The sequence below is a fragment of the Rhodopila globiformis genome (assembly GCF_002937115.1).
Classification (GTDB): Bacteria; Pseudomonadota; Alphaproteobacteria; order Acetobacterales; family Acetobacteraceae; genus Rhodopila; species Rhodopila globiformis.
In genome coordinates this window covers 13968-34525 of the sequence record NZ_NHRY01000075.1, presented here as the reverse complement: position 1 = coordinate 34525, position 20558 = coordinate 13968, and the positions used below count along the sequence as shown (strand labels likewise).

Annotated in this window: 11 protein-coding genes; 9 read left to right on the top strand and 2 right to left on the bottom strand. The window is 69.4% G+C overall.

Features of this window, described 5'->3' with window-relative positions; translation table 11 throughout:
* Positions 1-556: 556 nt before the first annotated feature.
* Both ileS and lspA read left to right on the top strand, forming a co-directional pair.
* Positions 557-3364, top strand: a complete 2808-nt coding sequence (ileS, locus tag CCS01_RS08105; protein WP_104518324.1) for an isoleucine--tRNA ligase — start codon at positions 557-559, stop codon at positions 3362-3364.
* Complete coding sequence (gene lspA / locus CCS01_RS08100) at positions 3349-3870, top strand: signal peptidase II (RefSeq protein WP_104518323.1); 522 nt, start codon at positions 3349-3351, stop codon at positions 3868-3870. Before ileS ends, lspA begins: the two co-directional genes overlap by 16 nt.
* Before the next feature lie 228 nt (positions 3871-4098).
* On the opposite strand, the gene CCS01_RS08095 is transcribed toward lspA, so the two are convergent.
* Both CCS01_RS08095 and CCS01_RS08090 read right to left on the bottom strand, forming a co-directional pair.
* On the bottom strand, positions 4099-5535 hold the full coding sequence (locus CCS01_RS08095; protein ID WP_104518322.1) for a sensor histidine kinase: 1437 nt from the start codon (positions 5533-5535) through the stop codon (positions 4099-4101).
* The gene (locus CCS01_RS08090; protein ID WP_104518321.1) at positions 5532-6206 is read right to left on the bottom strand and encodes a response regulator; all 675 of its coding nucleotides are present in this window, start codon (positions 6204-6206) and stop codon (positions 5532-5534) included. Before CCS01_RS08090 ends, CCS01_RS08095 begins: the two co-directional genes overlap by 4 nt.
* A 233-nt stretch (positions 6207-6439) precedes the next feature.
* On the opposite strand from CCS01_RS08090, the gene CCS01_RS34555 reads away from it, so the two are divergent.
* Genes CCS01_RS34555 through CCS01_RS08050 form a run of 7 tightly spaced genes read left to right on the top strand, consistent with a single transcriptional unit; the run spans position 6440 to position 20227 of the window.
* On the top strand, positions 6440-9085 hold the full coding sequence (locus tag CCS01_RS34555) for a glycosyltransferase (RefSeq protein ID WP_204848182.1): 2646 nt from the start codon (positions 6440-6442) through the stop codon (positions 9083-9085).
* 5 nt (positions 9086-9090) lie between these two features.
* Complete coding sequence (locus CCS01_RS08075; RefSeq protein ID WP_104518320.1) at positions 9091-10341, top strand: glycosyltransferase family 4 protein; 1251 nt, start codon at positions 9091-9093, stop codon at positions 10339-10341.
* Positions 10338-12134 (top strand): ABC transporter ATP-binding protein, encoded by a 1797-nt coding sequence (locus CCS01_RS08070; protein ID WP_104518319.1) that lies wholly within the window; start codon positions 10338-10340, stop codon positions 12132-12134. Before CCS01_RS08075 ends, CCS01_RS08070 begins: the two co-directional genes overlap by 4 nt.
* Positions 12135-12140: 6 nt before the next feature.
* On the top strand, positions 12141-12761 hold the full coding sequence (locus CCS01_RS08065) for a histidine phosphatase family protein (protein WP_104518318.1): 621 nt from the start codon (positions 12141-12143) through the stop codon (positions 12759-12761).
* On the top strand, positions 12754-13932 hold the full coding sequence (locus tag CCS01_RS08060; RefSeq protein ID WP_158258286.1) for an efflux RND transporter periplasmic adaptor subunit: 1179 nt from the start codon (positions 12754-12756) through the stop codon (positions 13930-13932). The genes CCS01_RS08065 and CCS01_RS08060 overlap by 8 nt, the downstream gene beginning before the upstream one ends.
* A complete protein-coding gene (locus tag CCS01_RS08055) occupies positions 13929-16973 on the top strand; it encodes an efflux RND transporter permease subunit (RefSeq protein WP_104518316.1) in 3045 nt (1014 codons plus the stop codon). The genes CCS01_RS08060 and CCS01_RS08055 overlap by 4 nt, the downstream gene beginning before the upstream one ends.
* Positions 16970-20227, top strand: coding sequence for an efflux RND transporter permease subunit (locus CCS01_RS08050; RefSeq protein ID WP_104518315.1), 3258 nt, complete (start codon positions 16970-16972; stop codon positions 20225-20227). The genes CCS01_RS08055 and CCS01_RS08050 overlap by 4 nt, the downstream gene beginning before the upstream one ends.
* Positions 20228-20558: the final 331 nt, after the last annotated feature.

Sequence of the window (20558 nt, the reverse complement as noted above, 5' to 3'; positions counted from 1 at the left end):
CCGAACGGTCGCGGCTCCAAGGCTGGGCGATCACCGGACGCTGGCGGTTGCCACCGGCAGCAAGCTCGGGCCGCGGCTTCGGATGTGCCGGTTTCGACATGAATGCAACCACAAATGAACACAAATGGCGATCCTGCGGTTGGTGGGCCATGGCGTGGATGGCCCGCGCGCGGAGCGCTGTCACATCTGTTTCCGAGCACAGCCGGGCTGCGGTCCGCCGCCGCGAACCTCTGCAGTGATACGCAGGTGGGGAGCCAGGGCGGCCGGCCTCAGCTGCGTCGGAGCCCACAGTATGGCGCCCATCAGGCAGATCCGGCATCCGGCCAAGCGGGTGCAGGTCCGGGGGCCGGGCGTGATCAGCAGTGGGAGGGCCCCGGGCCGGGTGCTCCGAGGGTCCTGACGGACGGCCCGGCCAACCGGCCGGGTGGGACGGGCGCCGCGATCTTCTCACCTTTCTGCGTTCTTCATGGTCGCGCCGCGCGCATCCGTGTATAGGCTGGCCCCCCTGATCCCCGGACAGCTCCGGCTGGCCGCCCACTGCCGTACGGAATATTCAATGAACGACGCCGTCACCGACTCCCAGCGCGACTACCGCGACACGGTGTTCCTGCCGCAGACCAGCTTCCCCATGCGCGGCGACCTGCCGAAGAAGGAGCCGCAGATCCTGGCGAAGTGGGACGCGGTCGACCTCTGGAGCAAGCTGCGCGCCGCCGCGGCTGAACGGCCGTTGTTCATCCTGCATGACGGGCCGCCCTACGCCAACGGCCACCTGCACATCGGCACGGCGCTGAACAAGATCCTGAAGGACGTCATCAACCGCACCCGGCAGATGGCCGGCTACAACGCCAACTACATCCCCGGCTGGGACTGCCACGGCCTGCCGATCGAGTGGAAGATCGAGGAAGAATACCGCGCCCGCAAGCAGGACAAGGACGCGGTGCCGATCCTGGACTTCCGCGCCGAATGCCGCGCCTACGCCAATCACTGGATGGACGTGCAGCGGCAGGAGTTCCGCCGCCTGGGCGTCGAGGGCGCCTGGGGCGAGCGCTATGCCACCATGGACTATCCGTCCGAGGCCGCCATCGCCGCCGAGATCTGCAAGTTCCTGCTGAACGGCAGCCTGTACCGCGGCCTGCGTCCGGTGATGTGGTCGCCGGTGGAAAAGACTGCCCTGGCCGAGGCCGAGATCGAGTACCACGACCACACCAGCACCACGATCTGGGTCCGCTTCCCCGTGGTCAAGGCCAGTGTCCCGGCGCTGGAGGGCGCCGCGGTGGTGATCTGGACCACCACCCCCTGGACCATGCCCGGCAACCGCGCTGTCGCCGCCGGCGCCGAATTCGACTATGCCGTCGTGCAGGTTGACGGCGTCGCCGAGGGCTCGCTGGCGCGGGCCGGGGAAAAGATCGTCGTCGCCGAGGCGCTGCTGCCGACGGTTCTGGCGGATACCGGCATCACCGCGCACACCGTCCTGGCCACGCTGAAGGGCGCGGAGCTTGCCGACACCATCCTGGCGCATCCGCTGCGCGGGCAGGGGTACGAGCAGGACACGCCGCTGCTGCTGGGCGACTTCGTCACCACCGAGGCCGGCACCGGCTTCGTGCACATCGCCCCGGGCCATGGCGAGGACGACTTCATCCTCGGCCGCGCGCACGGCCTGGACATTCCGGAGACGGTCGGCGACGACGGCACCTTCAACGCCTGGGTGCCGCTGTTCGCCGGCGCGCATGTCTACAAGGCGGCGGACCCGGTCTGCGCGGCGCTGCAAGGGGCGGGGAACCTCCTGGCGCGCGGCAAGATCGTGCACTCGTACCCGTGCTCCTGGCGGTCGAAAGCGCCGCTGATCTTCCGCGCCACGCCGCAATGGTTCATCCCGATGGACGGGCCGCACGACATCCGCGGCAAGGCGCTGGCCGCCATTGCCATTACGAAGTTCGTGCCCGACCAGGGGCGCAACCGCATCGGCTCGATGGTCGCCTCGCGGCCGGACTGGTGCATCAGCCGCCAGCGCGCCTGGGGCGTGCCGATCACCGTGTTCGTCGAGAAGCGGACGGGGCAGCCGCTGCGCGATCCGGCGGTGGTCCAGCGGATCGTCGCGGCGTTCGAGAAGGAAGGCGCCGACACCTGGTATTCCTCGCCGCCCAGTCGCTTCCTGGGGCCGGACTACAATCCGGACGAGTACGAGCAGGTCATGGACATCGTCGACGTCTGGTTTGAGTCGGGCTCGACGCACGCCTTCGTGCTGGAGAAGCGCGGGCTGCCGTGGCCGGCGGACCTGTACCTGGAAGGCTCGGACCAGCATCGCGGCTGGTTCCACTCGTCGCTGCTGGAAGCCGTCGGCACCCGTGGCCGCGCGCCGTTCAAGGCGGTGCTGACGCACGGCTTCGTCAATGACGAAAAAGGCCGCAAGATGTCCAAGTCGCTGGGCAACACCGTCGCGCCGGAGGAGGTCGCCGCCAAGTTCGGCGTCGATATTCTGCGGCTGTGGGTGATGTCCTCCGACACCACCGAAGACCTGCGCATCGGCCCCGAAATCCTGAAGCAGCAGGCGGAGCTGTACCGCCGGCTGCGCAACACGCTGCGCTGGGTGCTGGGCAGCCTGCACGGCTTCTCCGAGGCCGAGTGCGTGCCGGAAGCGGACATGCCGGAACTGGAGCGCTGGGTGCTGCACCGGCTGACCGAGCTGGACGCCCGCATCCGCGCCTCGGTCGAGTCCTACGACTGGACCGGCGTCTATCCCGAGCTGCACAATTTCTGCGCGGTCGATCTGTCGGCGTTCTACTTCGACATCCGCAAGGACGCGATCTACTGCGACCGCCCGGACAGCCTGCGCCGCCGCGCCGCCCGCACCGTGCTGGACCACCTGCACCGCTGCCTGTGCACCTGGCTGGCGCCGGTGCTGTGCTTCACCGCCGAGGAAGCCTGGACCGCCCGGTTCGGCGCGGACTCCAGCGTCCACCTGGAACTGTTCCCGGTGCTGCCGGCGCATTGGCGCGACGAGGCGCTGGCCGCCAGGTGGGAGACGATCCGCGGCATCCGCCGCCGGATCACCATCCCGATCGAGGAAGCCCGCAAGGCGAACCTCATTGGCTCCTCGCTGCAGGCGGCGGTCGAGCTGCCGCTGGACGAGGCGCACCAGACATTATTGGATGAAGCCGCATGGGCCGAGATCGCGATCGTCTCCTCCGTCAAACTCGGGTTGGACACGGGCGAACCCCTCGCGAAGGTCACGCCCGCGCCCGGCGAGAAATGCGTCCGCTGCTGGAGGGTGCTGCCGGAGGTGGGGACGAACACGACGCATCCGACGCTGTGCCTGCGCTGCGCGGATGCAGTGGAGTCGGGGCTGGTATGCAAGCCGGCGTGAGGCGCGGCAGCTACGTGCCGCTGGGCATTGCCGCCGGTCTGGTGGTGCTGGCGGCGGACCAGGCAAGCAAATGGTGGGTGCTGAACGTGCTTCACCTGGAGGCGGTGCGGCAGGTGGTGCTGCTGCCGGTGCTGAACCTGACGATGGTGTGGAACCGGGGGGTGACGTTCGGCATGCTGAACGGCCTGGGCGCCTGGGGGCATGTGGCGCTGGCGGCGGTGTCGCTGGCGGTGGTGGCGGCGCTGGGCGTGTGGCTGCGGCGGGCCGAGGACGCCATCGTCGGCACCGCCATCGGCGCCATCGCCGGCGGGGCGATCGGCAATGTCATCGACCGGGTGCGGTTCGGCGCCGTGGTTGATTTCATCCATGCGCATGTGAACACGCCCTGGGGCGACCTGTCCTGGTATGTGTTCAACGTGGCGGACGCGGCGATCGTCTGCGGCGTCGCGGCGCTGATCATCGATGCGCAGTTCCTGCGGCGGCGGCACCGGACGACGTCGGCGTGAGGCAGCCGAGGGCGGTGGGATAAGTGATCTGATAGAAGCCGGTTACCATCCGCGTCATGATGTCAACGGCGAGCGTGATCCAGCAGAAATTCTCACTCTTGCGGCAGCACGACAGCCGCCGACGCGGCCGCATTTGCACGCCGCCAGCAGGCCGGACCAATGCGGCGGGGCTCAACGCCTGCTCGAGCAACGCCACCGCCAAGCCCTCCGGACTCAGGCAGGAGCCGATCAGCCAACCACCGCCGGCGCGGGTTCGCCCATCCTGCAGCAGACCGGCTGGACATGGACGAATGTCAGCACGAACCGTGCGCCGCCATCGGAACAATCCTCCACTGTGACCGCACCGTCGTGCAATTGCATGACGCGGCGAACCAGTGCGAGGCCGATCCCCGCGCCGCCACGGCGCCGATCGGCTTGCCAGAGGCGGTCGAACACGCGCGGCTTGTGAGCGTCCGGCACACCTGGCCCGCTGTCTTCCACCGCCAGTCCCTGTGCCAGGATGCTGACCGTTACGAGGCCCTCGACCGGAGAGACGCGCAAGGCATTGTCCACGAGGTTGCGCACCGCAACGTCCAGCAGCGTCGGGTTGCCCGAAACGATCAAGGATTCGTCCGGCGCCACGAAGCTCAGTTCCTGGCGCCGCCGCAGTGCCGACGGCGCCAGTTCCTCGCAGACATCGCGGGCGATGGCGGACAGGTTGCAGGGGCGGCGCTCGCTTGCCATCGCCTCTTCGGCCTGCGCAAAGCGCAGCAACTGGCCGACCAGGTGCGCAAGGGCCGCGACCTCCTCATCCAACTGCCGCGCGACCTGTCCGGGCGGGAGTTCCGCCAGTTGCAGGCGTAGGACCGCAAGCGGCGTGCGCAGCTCATGCGCCACATCCGCCGCGAACGCCCGCTCCCGCGCGATCGTTGCGTTCAGCCGCGCGGTCATGCCGTTCAGGGCGCGCACCACCTCGCGCATTTCCAGGGTGAGGCCATCCTTGGCCAGCGGCTGCATGCGCTCGCCCTGGGCGACCATGTCGGCCAGGGCACGGGTTTCCCGCGCCACCCGCTGCAGCGGCAGCAACGCGGACCGGATCACCCACAGCACGGCGCATGCCATCACCAGGATCAACAGGCCCGACGGCAGCAGCACGCGCATCAGCACCTCCTGGCCGAGCATCATCCACCGCAGCCCGGCGGGATCGCTGCGCAGAACGGCCTGCACCCAGAAGCCGTGGCCATGGACCGCAACGCGGTGGGTAATCATCCAACCACGATGATCCCTGGGTCCGCCCGGCCCGGACAGCGCTCCGAACTCCTCGTTCAAAGCCAGTATGGGATCCCGCTTGTTGGGTACTGACGCGGGCATGGCAGGCATGGCAGCGTCATTGACCTGTGCCAGCAGGCGCTTGCCGGGCGGCAGTCCCTTCTGGAACACGCGAAAGCCGTAGGCCTGCGGATAATCACGGTAATGTGCCCACTGCGCGGGCACGTTGCCGTTGGCGACAGCCTCGGCAATACATTTCGCCTCGGTTTCCAGCACCATCCGCACGAGCTCTTCCGGGTCCGCCAGGTACTGCGCAACGAACGCCGCCAGCATCAGCAGCACCGCCACGCCGGCGACAATCGAGATCCGCATCGTGAGCAGCCGGATCAGCGTGGGTGATTGCGCGGTGTCGGTCATGACTGCTCCGAAAGGATATAGCCGAGGCCACGCATCGTGGCGATGCGCACGCTCGCGCCCTGCTGTTCGAGTCGCCGCCGCAGGCGTGAAACCGCCGCCTCCAGTGCGTTCGGCGTCACTTCGTCGTCGAGCGAATAGATCGCCTCCTCAAGTACCCGCCGCGGCACCAGGCGGCCCTGGTCGCGCAGCAGGACGGCAAGGACGCTGAGTTCCCGCCGTTGTATCTCCGTGGCGGCGCCGTCAATGCTCAGTGCCATGCTCGCTGTATCCAGCGCAATATTGCCGACTGCCAGGACGGTATCGAGCGTCACGCGCGGGCGGCGCAGCAGCGCCCGCACCCGTGCCAGCAGTTCCTCGGTCGAAAAAGGTTTCACCAGATAATCGTCGGCACCGTCGTCCAGCGTGCACACCCGCTCCAGCAGGTCGCTGCGCGCGGTTGCCGCCAGTACCGGCACGCCATTGCCCGCAGCGCGCAATGCCCGCAGGAATGCCCGCCCGTCGCCGTCAGGCAGTGTGAGGTCAAGAACGACCAGATCGAATGAAACGACTTCCAGCATTGCTGCGGCTGCGTCAATGCTGGCCGCGGCATCGACGGCATAACCTTGTTCGGTGAGCCGGCTTGTCAGCAGATCAGCCAGCTTCTCGTTATCTTCGACGACCAGGACGCGCATCGTGCCATTAGTACATAAGTTGAAAGTCTGTCAAATATTACTGGTTGATGAAACTGCACGCTTTCGGCGGCAGGTCAGGCTCTCGTCAGCCAGCGCGATTATCCTCTCCCGGCATCAGGCATGCGTCAAGGCGACGCCTGGAGGCCGATGTTGGCCACAGTCGTGCCTCGGCGACAACGGGAACGGTAACATCAACGGCTTCGGGACCCGGAGCCGAACGGGGAGGATGGACCATGGCCGACGGCGGCACCGCATTTTCTGCCCAGCCATTCCAGATCGACGGGGCACTTTCGGCGGACGGCCCGCGCCGCCGCGTCGTTCTTTACTCACACGACACATTCGGCCTGGGCCACCTGCGCCGCAACCTCGCCGTTGCGGAAGCGCTGCTCGCGCCGTGGCGGAACTGCGACGTGCTCCTGCTCAGCGGCTCCCCGGTGATCCGGTCCTGGGACCTGCCGCCCGGACTGAGGGTGCAACCACTGCCGCCCGTGGTCAAGACTGGAGCGGAACGATATGCCGCGCATGGCGCGGGCAGCCCGTTCGGGCTGGTCAAGGGCTACCGCGAGGCGCTGATCCTCAACACCGTCGCGAGGGAACGGCCCGACGTCATCCTGGTCGACCATGCGCCCGCCGGCATGAAGAACGAACTGCTGCCGATGCTGGCCATGGTACGGCAGGAAATGCCGAACACCCGTGTCGTGCTGGGCCTGCGCGACATCATCGACAGCCCCGACGTCGTCCGCAAACTCTGGCAGGACGAGGAAATCTACGAACTCCTCGAGCACGCCTACGACCGCATCCTGGTGTACGGCAGCCGCGACATCTTCGATGTTTCTCAGGCGTATGAAATGCCCCCCGCCGTCGCCGCGAAGCTGCGGTACGTCGGCTATGTCGGCCGGCCGGCCGCGGCGGCGGTGGACCAGCCCTGGCCCGGCCTGCACGACGCGCCCGGGTTGCGCGTGCTGGTCACCGTCGGCGGCGGCGGCGACGGCCACGCCATGATGGCGGCCTATCTCGATGCCCTCGCCGCGTTGCCGCCGCAGGCAACCTCGTCCCTGCTGGTGCCCGGGCCGCTGATGTCGGCCGGGCAGATGGACGCGCTCCGGCGCGCGGTGGCGGGGCGGCCCGGGACGGCGATCCTGCCGTTCACCACGAACCTGCTGCCGTTGCTGGCGCAGGCCGACGTCATCGTGTCGATGGGCGGCTACAACACCACGGCCGAGATCCTCGCCGCGCGCAAGCCGGCCATCATCGTCCCCCGCAGCACCCCGCGGGTCGAGCAACTGATGCGGGCGCGCATGCTGGAACGGCTCGGGCTCGTGCACGTCGCCGAGGAGGGCGCCGATCTGGCCCGGACACTGGCGCGCCTGCTGCCGCGCGTGCTGGCCGGCCGCGTGGAAACCACGCCGCAATGGGATGCGATCCCGCTGGATGGCGCGGCGCGCGCGGCCGCGGCGGTCACCGAGCTTGCCCCGTTACCGGCCTCCGGACGCCGCGTCGCCTACGTGATGAAGCGCTATCCGCGCCTGAGCGAAACGTTCATTCTCAACGAAATCTGCGCCATGGAGGCGCTCGGCGAGCATCTTGACATCTTCTCGCTGCTGCCGCCCGAACCGCCGCCGCATCATCCGCTGGTGGCGCAGGTGCGCGCCGCGCTGTCGCACCTGCCCGTGACCTGGGGCCGCAAGCTGGTTGCGCTGGGGCGCGGCCATGCCGCCGCGGCCGCCGCGTCGCCCGCCGGCTATGCGCGCGCGTTCTCCCATGCCCTGAGGCTCTCGGTCACGTCGGCGCCGCTGCTTTCGTCCTGGCGGCAGTTCCTGCGGGCCGGCTTCTTCGCCAGCGAGGCGCGCCGGCGCGGCATCACCCACCTGCATGCGCATTTCGCCAACGCACCGTCGGAGGTGGCGCACCTGGTCAGCATGATGACCGGCCTGCGGTTCAGCTTCACCGCGCACGCCAAGGACATCTACCTGACGCCGCCGCATTTGGTCGCCGGCCGCATCCGCGCCGCGTCGTTCGTCGCCACCTGCACCCACTACAACGTCGCCCATCTGCGCGGCATCGTGCCGGGCGACCAGCACGGCAAGATCAACCTGGTCTATCACGGCATCGACCTGTCCCGCTTCCGCTACCGGGCGCCGCCGTATGAATTCGCCGCCGCGGGTCAGCCGCCGTTGATCCTGTGCGTGGCCCGTCTTGTGCCGAAGAAGGGCCTGGACGACCTGCTTGCCGCCTGCGCCGTGCTGAAGCGCCAAGGCGTGCCGTTCCGCTGTCGCATCGTCGGCGCCGGCCCGCTGCGCGACCAGCTTGCGACCGACATCGCGGCACGCGGGCTCGATCGTCTGGTCAGCCTCGACGGCGCCATGACGCACGAGCGCCTGATCGGCCTGTTCGCGCAGGCCGACCTGTTCGCCCTGCCGCCGCGCATCGCCGAGGACGGCGACCGCGACGGCATTCCCAACGTGATCGTCGAGGCGATGGCAACCGGCGTCCCGGTCGTCTCCACCGCCATCTCCGGCATTCCCGAGGTGGTGGAGCACGAGCGCACCGGCCTGCTGGTGCCGCCGAATGATCCCAGAGCCCTGGCGGCCGCGATGACGCGGCTGCTCGGCGACCCGGCGCTTGGCCGCCGCCTGGCGGCGGAAGCCCGGGCGCGCCTGGAACAGTGCTTCGACTGCTGGCAAAACACCCGGGCGCTGCGCGGACTGGTCGGGCGGCTGACCTGCGAGGCCGTCGAAGCGCCCGACACGGCGCCCGATACGGTCCCCGGCATCGTTCCCGACACGGTTCCCGATTTGGCCCCCGATTTGGCCCCCGATTTGGCCCCAGGCACGGCCCTCGCCTTGTCGCCCGGCATCACCCTGGCCGCGGCGGAGTGACCGCCATGCGCATCCTCTACCTCAATTTCGATCGCGGCATTCCGACGCTGGGCGACAAGGGCGGCTCGGTGCATGTCCGGTCTGTCGTCACCGCCATGGCGCGGCTTGGCCATGAGGTCACGGTGCTGAGCACCCGGCTCGGCGCCGGCAACGCGCCGCCGCCGGGACGGATGATCGAACTGCCCATCGGCGTCGATACCGACATGCTGCAGCGGGAGGCCAGGACGCTCGGCCTTGATCCAGAAGCGGCCCTGGGCCCGGCGGTGCGCCGCGAGCTTGAGTTACTGGCCCACGACCGCGCGTTGCCCGCGCGCATTGCCGCGGTCCTGCGGGACGCCCCGGCGCCCGACCTGATCTACGAGCGGCACGCGTTGTTCCACCGCACCGGCGCCGCGCTTGCCAGGCGGTTGCGTGTTCCACGCATCCTCGAAGTCAATTCGCCGCTGACCGAGGAGGCGGCCCGCCATCGCGGGCTGGTGCTCAGGGACCTGGCTGCGGCGCGGGAGGCCGCGTCCTGGCGCGCGGCGACCCTGAATGTGGCGGTGTCGCAGGCGATGCGGCACCGCCTGGAGGCGGCCGGCGTGACGGCGCGGCAGATCCTGGTCGCGCCGAACGGCGTCGACACGTCGGCATTCGCGCACGACCCGGTCGTCGCCGCCATGATGCGCCGCAAGCTCGGCCTGGGCGAAGTCCCCCTGATCGGCTTTGTCGGCAGCTTCAAAGCCTGGCACGGCATCGACCTGCTGATCGACAGCTTCGCCGCCCTGCACCGGCAGCGCCCCGGCGCGCGGCTCCTGGCCGTCGGCGAGGGCCCGATGCAGCAGGCGGCGCGCGAGAGGATCGCCGCCCTCGGCCTTACCGACGCGGTTATTTTTGCCGGCGCGGTCCCGCATGCGGCGGTGCCAGCGTACCTCGCGTCAATGGATTTCACCGTCGCGCCGTATGCGGCACAGCCGGGATTCTATTTCTCGCCGCTGAAGGTGGTCGAATCGCTCGCGGCCGGGCGCCCCGTGGTCGCGCCAGGCATCGGCCAGATCACGGCGCTGGTGGACGACGGCATCACCGGCCTGCTGTATCCGCCGGACGATCACGTCGGCTTCCTGGCGGCGATGCACCGGCTGTTGTCGGAACCCGGCCTGTGCGGGCGCCTGGGGCAACAGGCCTCGCAACACGCGCACCGCGTCTGGAACTGGACCGGCATCGTCGAGCGCATCCTGGACGACCCGGCGCTGCGGCCAACGGAGGCCGCGGCATGACCGCGGACCGATGGTGGCTGGCCCGGCTGCTGTTCACCGGACGCCAGCAGATCATCCTGGCCGGCCTGGCCATGCTCGGGCGCGCCGGCGTGCTGGTGCTGGTGCCATGGCCGCTGAAATACGTCGTGAACTGCGTGATCCTGGGCCGGCACCCGCCGCACTGGATGGTGTCGCTGTCGCCGGCGATCGCCTCGGAGCGGATCGCGCTGCTGAATTTTCTCGCCGTGGTCATGCTGGCGCTGGCGGCGGCCGATGCGGCGCTGGATTATTGCGGCAACCGGCTGTTCCTGTCCGCCGGCCAGCGCACGGTGTACGCCCTGCGCCGCCAGGTCTTCAATCACCTGCTCAGCCTGCCGATTGCCTATCATCGCCACCGCCGCGGCGGCGAACTGATGTCCCGCCTGACCGAGGACGCCGGGCAGATCCAGGATGTGATCGTCGTCGCCGGCACGAGCCTGTTTCCCCATGTGCTGACCCTGGCCGGCATCGTTGGCGTGATGCTGCTGATCGACTGGCGCTACGCCTGTCTGGTCATCGCGATCCTGCCGATGCTGGGCTTCATCAACTACCGCTGGTCGCACCTCCTGCGGGCGCATCTGCGCCGGACACGCGGCAGGGAGGGCGAGCTATGGGGCCTCGCCCAGGAAGTGCTCGCCGCACTGCCCCTGGTGCAGACCAGCGGGCGGGAGCCGCATGAGCAGCGGCGGTTCGCGTTGCAGGGCTTGTCCAGCCTGCGTGCGGCGCTCGCCGCCACCCGCACGCAGGCGCAGTTGCGCCCGCTGATCGATGTGCTGATCGCGACGGGCACCACCGCCGTCATCTGGTACGGGGCGATGCGGGCGCTTTCCGGGTCGCTGACGCCCGGCGACCTGCTGCTGTTCCTGGCCTACCTGCGCGGCCTGGTCACGCCGGTGCGGCAGATCACCAAGGCCGCGCCGCAACTCGGGCGCTGCGCCGTGGCGCTGGAGCGCATCCGCGAGGTGTTCGACGAACGCTCGCCGGTCTGCGACCCGCCGCATCCGGTGGTGCCCGTCCGCTGTCTCGGGCGGATGGAGTTCCGCGGCGTCGGGTTTGCCTACAAGCCGGGCGTGGCCGCGCTGGCCGACGTCGCCTTCACGCTCGCGCCGGGCCGCCGCGTGGCGCTGGTGGGGCCGACCGGCGCCGGCAAGACGACCATCGCCATGCTGGCCATCCGCATGGCCGATCCCGGTTCCGGCCAGGTGCTGCTGGACGGCGAGGACCTGCGGCGGCTGCCGCTGCGCTACGTGCGCCGCCACGTGGCGCTGATGCTGCAGGACTCGCCGCTGCTGCACGGAACGGTGTGGGAGAACATCGCCTATGGCCGGCCCGGGGCCAGGCGGGCCGATGCGATCGAGGCCGCAATTGCCGCCGGGGTTGACGACGTCATCCGCGCCTTGCCCGACGGCTATGACACGCGCGTCGCCGAGCGCGGCGGCAGCCTGTCCGGCGGCCAGCGGCAATGCATCGCAATCGCCCGCGTCACCCTGGCCGATGCGCGGGTGGTGATCCTGGACGAGCCCAGCAGCGCCCTGGATGCGACGACGGAACGCCGCATCGCCGGCGCCCTGCGGCGGCTCGGGCAGGACCGGGCCTTGCTGGTCATCGCCCACAGGCTGGCGACGATCCGCGACGCCGACGAGATCATCGTGCTGGCGCATGGCCGCATCGCGCAGGTCGGCTCGCATCACGCCCTGCTGCGGAACGGCGGCATCTACGGCAGCCTGCTGCGGGATCATGGCGTCGAGGCGCTGCCGCAGGTCGCGGCGGAATAGACAGCCATGCTCGACACATCCGCTGCGATCAACCTGCTGTTCGTGCGCCATGGCGCGACGGACTGGACCCGCACCGGCCGCTACCAGGGACGACAGGACACCGCCTTGTCGCCGGAAGGGGAGGCAGAAGCGGCCGGCCTTGCCCGGTCCCTGGCCGGGATGCCGATTGCGACGGTGATCTCCAGCCCGTTGCGGCGGGCGCGGGACACCGCCGGACCGATTGCCGCGGCGGCGGCGGTTCCCCTGGCGCTTGATTCTCGCCTGGTCGAACTGGCGTACGGCCAGTGGGAGGGATGGACGCAAAGCGGAATCAAACGCCATTGGCCCGAGGCGTTGCGCCTTTGGAAGCACGCGCCGGGAGAAGGCCGCCCGCCGGGTGGCGAATCGCTCGCCGAGGTATCGGCGCGGCTGAACGACCTGCTCGATTGTCTGCAGCAACAACCATCGGACGGATACGTCGTGCTGGTGACGCATGACGTCGTCATCCGCCTGGCACTGCTGGCGATGCAGGAAGCCTGCCTGGCCGCTTTCCGCGCCATGCGCGTGCCGCCTGCCTCGGTGCATGCGGCATGCCTGTGCCACGGACGTCTGTTTCCTGCCAACAAGGAGCTTGCGGCCCATGTCTGACCAACTTGCCCGCGTCAGCCCCGCGCCAACCGCCACGCGCCCGCGGCTGCGCCTGGCGCTTCTGTTGCTCGCGCTTGGCCTTGTCCCGCTGCCGTTCCTGCTGCCGAACCCCTGGATGTCGCGGGACCAGGCGCAGGTTCCGGCGGACAACCGGCCCACTGTCCGCACCGCGCTGGCAACACGCGGTGATATGCCGATCATTCTGCAAGGGCTTGGCGTCGTTACGCCGTTCTCGACGGTAACGGTGCGGCCCCGCATCGGCGGCGAACTGCAGTCGGTCAGCTTCCGTGAGGGGCAGATGGTGCGCCAGGGGGACGACCTCGCGCAGATCGACCCGCGTCCGTATGAAGCCATTGTCGGCGCGATCGAGGGCGACCTGATGCGCGACCAGGCGCTGCTGCAGCAGGCGCAGGTTGACCTGGCGCGCTATCGTCCGCTGGCCGAGCGTGACGACATTTCGAAGCAGAAATACGACGCCCAGCAATCCCTGGTGCGGCAGTACCAGGGCACGCTGGTTGCCGATCGTGCCCGGCTGGCAGGCGCGCAACTGAACCTGGCCTATTGCCACATCACCGCGCCGATCGGCGGACGCGTCGGCCTGCGGCTGGTGGATCCCGGCAATGACGTCAAGGCGGACGACCCGACCGGTCTTGTCGTCATTGCCGCGCTGCAGCCGATCAGCGTGATCTTCCCGCTGCTGGAGGACGATCTGCCGAAGGTGATGCGCCGCCTGGCCGCGGGCGCGGACCTGCCGGTGGACATCTACGACCGCGCCGGCCGGACCCTGATCGAAAGCGGCACCCTGTTCAGCGTGGACAACCAGGTTGACGTGGCGACGGGCACCGCCAGGCTGCGTGCGCGCGTCGCCAATGCCGCGAATGTGCTGTTCCCCAACCAGTTCGTCACCGCGCGCCTGCGGGTCGATACGCTGCACGATGCGGTGGTGGTGCCCGAGGCGGCGATCCAGGAAGGCACCGACGGCAACTATGTCTGGCTGATCGGGCCGCATGGCCGCGCGACGGTGCGGCGCGTCTCCACCGGCCCGGCGGCCGGCGGGCGTATCGCTGTGCTGGACGGGCTGAAGCCCGGCGCCCGCGTCGTCACCGACGGCGCGGACCGCCTGCGCGAGGGCGCGCGGGTCGTGCTGTCGGACACGGCCGGCGCTTCATGAATCCGTCGAAACTGTTCATCGAGCGGCCGGTCGCCACCACGCTGCTGATGGTGGCGATGCTCCTGGTGGGACTGCTCGCGCTCGGGTTCCTGCCGGTGTCCGCGCTGCCGGACGTCGATTACCCGACGATCGAGGTGCAGACCTTCTACCCCGGCGCCAGCCCGGAAGTGATGACAGACGCGGTGACGGCGCCGCTGGAGCGGCAGTTCGGCCAGATGCCGGGGCTGGCGCAGATGGCCTCGACCAGCGGCGCCGGCGCCTCGGTGATCACGCTGCAATTCACGCTGTCACTGAAGCTCGACGTGGCGGAGCAGGAGGTGCAGGCCGCCATCAACGCCGCCGGCAACCTGCTGCCGGCCGATCTGCCGGCCCCGCCGATCTACGCCAAGGTCAATCCGGCCGATGCGCCGATCATGACGATTGCGCTGACCTCGGCGACGCTGCCGCTGGCGCGGGTGCACGACCTGGCCGAACAACTGGTGGCGCTGAAGCTGTCGGAACTGCCCGGCATCGGCATGGTCGGCATGGGCGGCGGCGGACGGCCGGCGCTGCGGGTGCGGTTCCGGCCGGCGGCGCTGGCGGCCCTGGGGATCAACATCGACGACCTGCGCACGACCATCGGCAATCTCAACGTCAACCTGCCGAAAGGCGGCTTCGACGGGCGCGCGCGCAGCTATGCCCTGAACGCGAACGACCAGATGCTCGATGCGCATTCGTTGCAGAACCAGGTGATCGCCTGGCGGGACGGCGCGCCGGTGCGGCTGTCGGACGTGGCGACCGTGGCCGAGGGGGTGGAGAACACGGCGCAGGCGGCCTGGGTGAACCGTGTCCCGGCCGTCATCCTGAACATCCAGCGCCAGCCGGGCGCCAACGTGATCGCGGCGGTGGCGGCGATTAGGGCGAAGCTGCCGGAACTCCGGGCCAGCCTGCCGGCGTCGGTCAGCCTTGCCGTGGTCAGCGACCGCACGGTGACGATCCACGCCTCGATCCGGGATGCGGCGCGGGAACTGCTGTTCGCGATCGCCCTGGTGGTGCTGGTGATCATGCTGTTCCTGCGCACCGTGCCGGCGACGCTGATCCCCAGCCTGTCGGTGCCGCTGTCACTGGTGGGCACGCTGGCGGTGATGTACCTGTGGAACTTCAGCATCGACAACCTGTCGCTGATGGCGCTGACGATCGCGACCGGCTTCGTCATCGACGACGCCATCGTCGTGATCGAGAACATCGCCCGTCATATCGAGGCCGGCGCGACCCCGCGCGACGCCGCCCTGGCCGGATCTCGGCAAATCGGCTTTACCGTGATCTCGCTGACGGTTTCGCTGATTGCCGTGCTGATCCCGCTGCTGTTCATGGCGGATGTGGTCGGGCGCCTGTTCCATGAGTTCGCGCTGACCCTGGCGGTCAGCATCGTCCTGTCCGCCGTGGTCGCGCTGACGCTGGTGCCGATGCTGTGCGCCCGGCTGCTGCGGCCGCGCGCCCGGGCGCAGCGGACGCACGCGGCCCCGGCCGTGTATGCGCATGCGCTCGACTGGGTGCTGGATCACCAGCGCCTGATGCTGGCCGCGATGGTGCTGACGCTGGGGCTGACCGGCTTGCTGTACGTCCGGGTGCCGAAAGGATTTTTCCCGACGCAGGATACCGGCATGCTGCAGGCGGTGACCCGGGCGCCGGCCGGCATCGGCTTCAAGGCGATGGGCGAACGGCAGCAGAGGCTCGCGGCGGCGCTGCTGGGCGATCCGGCGGTGGACAGCCTGACATCGGTCATTGGCGTGGACGGCAGCAACCCGTCGCTGAACCAGGGGCGGATGGGCATCGTGCTGCGCACGGACCGGCAGGGGACCGCGGCGGCGATCATGCGCCGGCTTCAGGCTGAGGCGGCCTCGGTCGATGGCATCGAGCTGCAACTGAGGCCGACGCAGGACCTGACCGTGGATGCCAGCACGGGGGCGACGCGCTATCACTTCCTGCTCTCCGCCCCGCGGTTGCGGGACCTTGCCGCGTGGCTGCCCCGCTTCCTTGCGCAATTGCGGGCGCAGCCGGCCCTGGCGGATGTTTCAGCCGATCTGCACCAGGACGGGCGGGAACTGCGCGTCGCGATCGACCGGGATACCGCCGCGCGGTTCGGCATCACGCCGGCGAGCGTGGACAACGCCCTGTATGACTCCTTTGGCCAGCGTATCGTCTCCACCATCTTCACGCCCACGGACCAGTATCGCGTCATCATGGAGGCGGACCCGGCCACGACCGGCGCCGCGGCGCCGCTGGACGACATCTACCTGCCGTCGGCCCTGGTGGCGGGCGGGCAGGTGCCGCTGCGGGCGCTGGCCGCCATCACCCCGCGCCCCGCGCCGCTGGCGATCGATCACCTGGCGCAGTTCCCGGCCACGACGGTTTCGTTCAACCTGGCGCCCGGCGCCTCGCTGGATGCCGCACTGCAGGCGATTCATGCCGCTGCGAGGGCGGCGGCCCAGCCGCGGCAGATCCGGCTGGTGCTGCAGGGGGAGGCGCGGGCGCTGACGGCCTCGCTGGCGAACAACCTGCTGCTGATCCTGGCGGCGGTCGGCACGATGTACATCGTGCTCGGCGTGCTGTATGAGAACTTCATCCACCCGCTGACGATTCTTTCGACGCTGCCGGCCGCGGCCGTGGGCGCGCTGCTGGCGTTGCTCATCTCGGGCCATGAGCTGGACATCATCGCCATTGTCCTGCTGATCGGGATCGTCAAGAAGAACGCGATCCTGATGATCGACTTCGCCCTGGACGCGCAGCGCAACCGCGGCCTGTCGCCGCGGGCGGCGATCCGGGAGGCGGCGTTGCAGCGCTTCCGGCCGATCCTGATGACCACCTGCGCGGCGTTGTTCGCGGCCCTGCCGCTGATGTTCGCGCACGGGCAGGGGGCCGAGCTGCGCCAGCCGCTGGGCCTGGCGATCGTCGGCGGGCTGCTGGTCAGCCAGGTGCTGACGGTGCTGACCACGCCAGTCGTGTATCTGTTCTTCGACCGGTTGGCGGGCGTGTCCGGGCGGAGGCCGATCCCGCTGTGAACCTGTCCGCCCTGTTCATTGCCCGTCCGGTGGCGACCACGCTGCTGACCATCGCGGTGCTGCTGGCCGGGCTTGTCGCCTATTTCGGCCTGCCGGTCGCGCCGCTGCCGCAGATCGACATGCCGACCATCCTGGTGCAGGCACGGCAGCCGGGCGCCAGTCCGGCGATCATGGGCAGCAGCGTCGCCGCGCCGCTGGAGCGTCACCTCGCGGCGATTGCCGATGTCTCCGAGATGACCTCGCAGAGCTTCACCGGGCTGACGCGCATCACGCTTCAGTTCGGCCTCGATCGCGACATCGACGGCGCGGCGCGCGATGTCCAGGCGGCGATCAATGCCGCGCACGCCGATTTGCCGGCGACGCTGCGCAGCAATCCGATCTACCGGCTGGTGAACCTGGCCGATGCGCCGGTGCTGGTGCTGGCGCTGACGTCCGCCACGCTGACGCAGGCGCAGTTGTTCGATGCTGCCGACAGCGTGCTGCGCCAGCGGCTGTCGCAACTGCCCGGCGTGGGCGACGTGGACATGGCCGGTGCGTCGCTGCCGGCGGTGCGGATCGAGACCAACCCGGACGCGCTGGCGGAACTGGGCATCAGCATGGAGGATCTGCGCGCCGCCGCGGCCTCGGCCAATGCCAACAGCCCCAAGGGCATGGTGGAATTCGCCGGGCATCGCCTGCAGATCGCCGTCAATGACCGGATCCGGCGGGCCAGCGATCTGCGCGAGATCATTGTCGGGTGGCGCCAGGGCACGCAGCCCGGGGCGCACACCCGCGCGCCGGTGCGGCTGAGCGACGTGGCGGCGGTAACGGATTCGGTGGAGAACCTGCGCAATGCCGGGCTCGCGAACGGCAAGCCGGCGGTCCTGCTGATGCTGTACCGCCAGCCCGCCGCGAACATCATCGCCATTGCCGACGAGGTGCGGGCCTTGCTGCCGGAACTGACCGCCGCTTTGCCGGCGGATGCCAGCCTTGCCATCACGGTCGACCGCAGCACCACGATCCGCGCCTCACTGGCGGACATGCGCGAGGCGCTGCTGCTGGCGATCGGGCTTGTCGTACTGGTGGTGGTCGTCTTCCTGCGCAGCCTGCGAGCCGCCGCGATCCCTGCGGTGGCGGTTGTCGTTTCGATCTCCGGCACGTTTGGCGTGATGTGCCTGCTGGGCTACAGCATCGACAATCTCTCGCTGATGGCGCTGATCGTCGCCACTGGATTCGTCGTGGACGACGCCATCGTGGTGCTGGAAAACATCGAGCGCCACATGGCCGAGGGGCTGCCGCGCCGGGCCGCGGCCCTGGCCGGCACGCGCGAGGTCGGTTTCACCGTCGTCTCGATCAGCCTGTCGCTGATTGCCGCACTGCTGCCGATCCTGGCCATGGGCGGGCTGGTCGGCCGGATGTTCCGGGAATTCGCGGTGACCCTGTCGGTGGCGGTACTGGTGTCGCTGGTCGTGTCGTTGTCAACGACGCCGATGATGTGCGTGGTGCTGCTGCGGCCCGGCGCGGCGGCAAAGCGGGGCGCCGCCGGGGGAATGCGGCTGTATGGGCGGTCACTCGACTGGGCGTTGCGGCACCGCCTGTTCATGGGCGGAATCCTGCTGGCGTGCGTGGGCGCGACGCTGGTCGTGTTCCACTCGATGCCGAAGGGCTTCTTCCCGCAGCAGGACACCGGCCGGCTGGTGGGCAAGCTGATCGGCGACCAGAGCGCGTCGTTCCAGTTGATGCGCGAAAAGCTGTCCCAGTTCGAGCAGGTCATGCGGGAGGACCCGGCCGTCGGCTCGGTGGTTGGCTTCACGGGCGGACGGCAGACCAATGCCGGCTCGCTGTTCATCAGCCTGAAGCCGCTGGCGCAACGCGGCGTCAGCGCCGATGCGGTGATTACCCGGCTGCGGCCGAGACTGTCCCGGGTGGCGGGAGCGCGGCTGTACCTCACGGCGGTGCAGGACCTGCACCTGGGCGGGCGGTCGAGCAATGCGCAGTTCCAGTACACGCTGCGCGGCGACAGCGAGGCCGCGGTACAGGGGGCGGCCGATCGGCTGGTTGCCGCGTTGCGCAAGAGCCGAGCTCTGGTGGACGTCAACTCCGACCTGCAGTTCCGCGGCCTTTCGGCGATGCTGCACATCGACCGGGATGCGGCGGCGGCGCATGGCCTGACGCCGGTGCTGATCGACAATGCGCTGTACGATGCGTTTGGCCAGCGCCAGGTTTCGACGATCTACGATGCCTTGAACCAGTATCACGTCGTGCTGGAGGCCGCGCCGGCCTACTGGCAGGACCCGGCGATGCTGGACCGTCTGTTCATCGGCACCGTCGGAGCGCCGCCGGCCGGCACCAGCGTGACCGCAGGGATTGCGGCCGGACCGGTTGAGGGGCTTGCCCGGCAGGTCAGCGTGCGGATTGGCGCCACGCCGGCGCCTGGTGCCGCGCAACAGGAGGCAAGCAACGCGATCGCCGCCGTCGGCCGCGGCGGCGAGGCTTCGGCCGCGCCGATCAGCCCGGCCATGGAGCCCATGGTGCCGCTGCGGGCGGTGGCTCGCTGGCAGCGCGGGATCGCGCCGATCGTCGTCAACCACCAGGGGCTGGAGGCGGCGGCCACGATCTCGTTCAACCTGCCGCCCGGCGGCACCCTGGCCGGCGCCGTCGCTGCCATCACGGCGGCGGTGGCGCGGATCGGGTTGCCGGCATCGGTGCATGGCGCTTTTGCGGGCGCCGCCGCCGCGTTCCAGGCTTCGCAGCGCACCGAGGCACTGCTGATCGTGGCGGCGCTGGTCACCATCTACATCGTGCTGGGGATTTTGTACGAAAGCTTCCTGCACCCGCTGACGATCCTCTCCACGCTGCCGCCGGCGGTGATCGGGGCCATGCTGGCGCTTCGGGTCACCGGCACGCCGTTCACGGTGGTCGCCCTGATTGCGGTGATCCTGCTGCTGGGCATCGTCAAGAAGAACGGCATTATGCTGGTCGATTTCGCGTTGAGCAATCAGCGTGAGCGCGGGCTTTCCGCGGCCGAGGCGGTCCGCGACGCCTGCCTGAAGCGCGTGCGCCCGATCCTGATGACCACGCTGACCGCCGTGCTGGGCGCCGTGCCGCTTTCAGTCGGCGGGGGTGAGGGAGCGGCGCTGCGCCATCCGCTTGGGATAGCGGTGATCGGCGGGCTGCTGCTGAGCCAGTTGCTGACGCTTTACACCACGCCGGTGGTCTATACGTTCATGGCCGGCGCCCGGCACGGAGTCCGGCGGGTACGGAACTGGTCGTAGCAGAAGATCACCTTGCCGGCGGAACGCTCGCGGAGCCGCTGGCTGACCTGCCGGTGGCGGCCTTGATTTGAGTCCTGCCGTGCCGATCAGGACGGTGGCCACACATCGTGCGGCCGCTCGCCAGCAACCGATCTACCGGCTGGCTGTCCTTACTGGCCTTACCCTGCGCAACCTGTCCATTCGCTGACAAGCGCCGACAGCCACGTGTCAGTGACCCTGCGATAGAACCGCGCCCATAACCCGGGGCCGGCCCCGAACCAAGCCGCACATTCCGCGAAGCAACAGCAAAAGAGCACGGTTGACAGCCAACGAGCAGGCTCATGGATCAGGA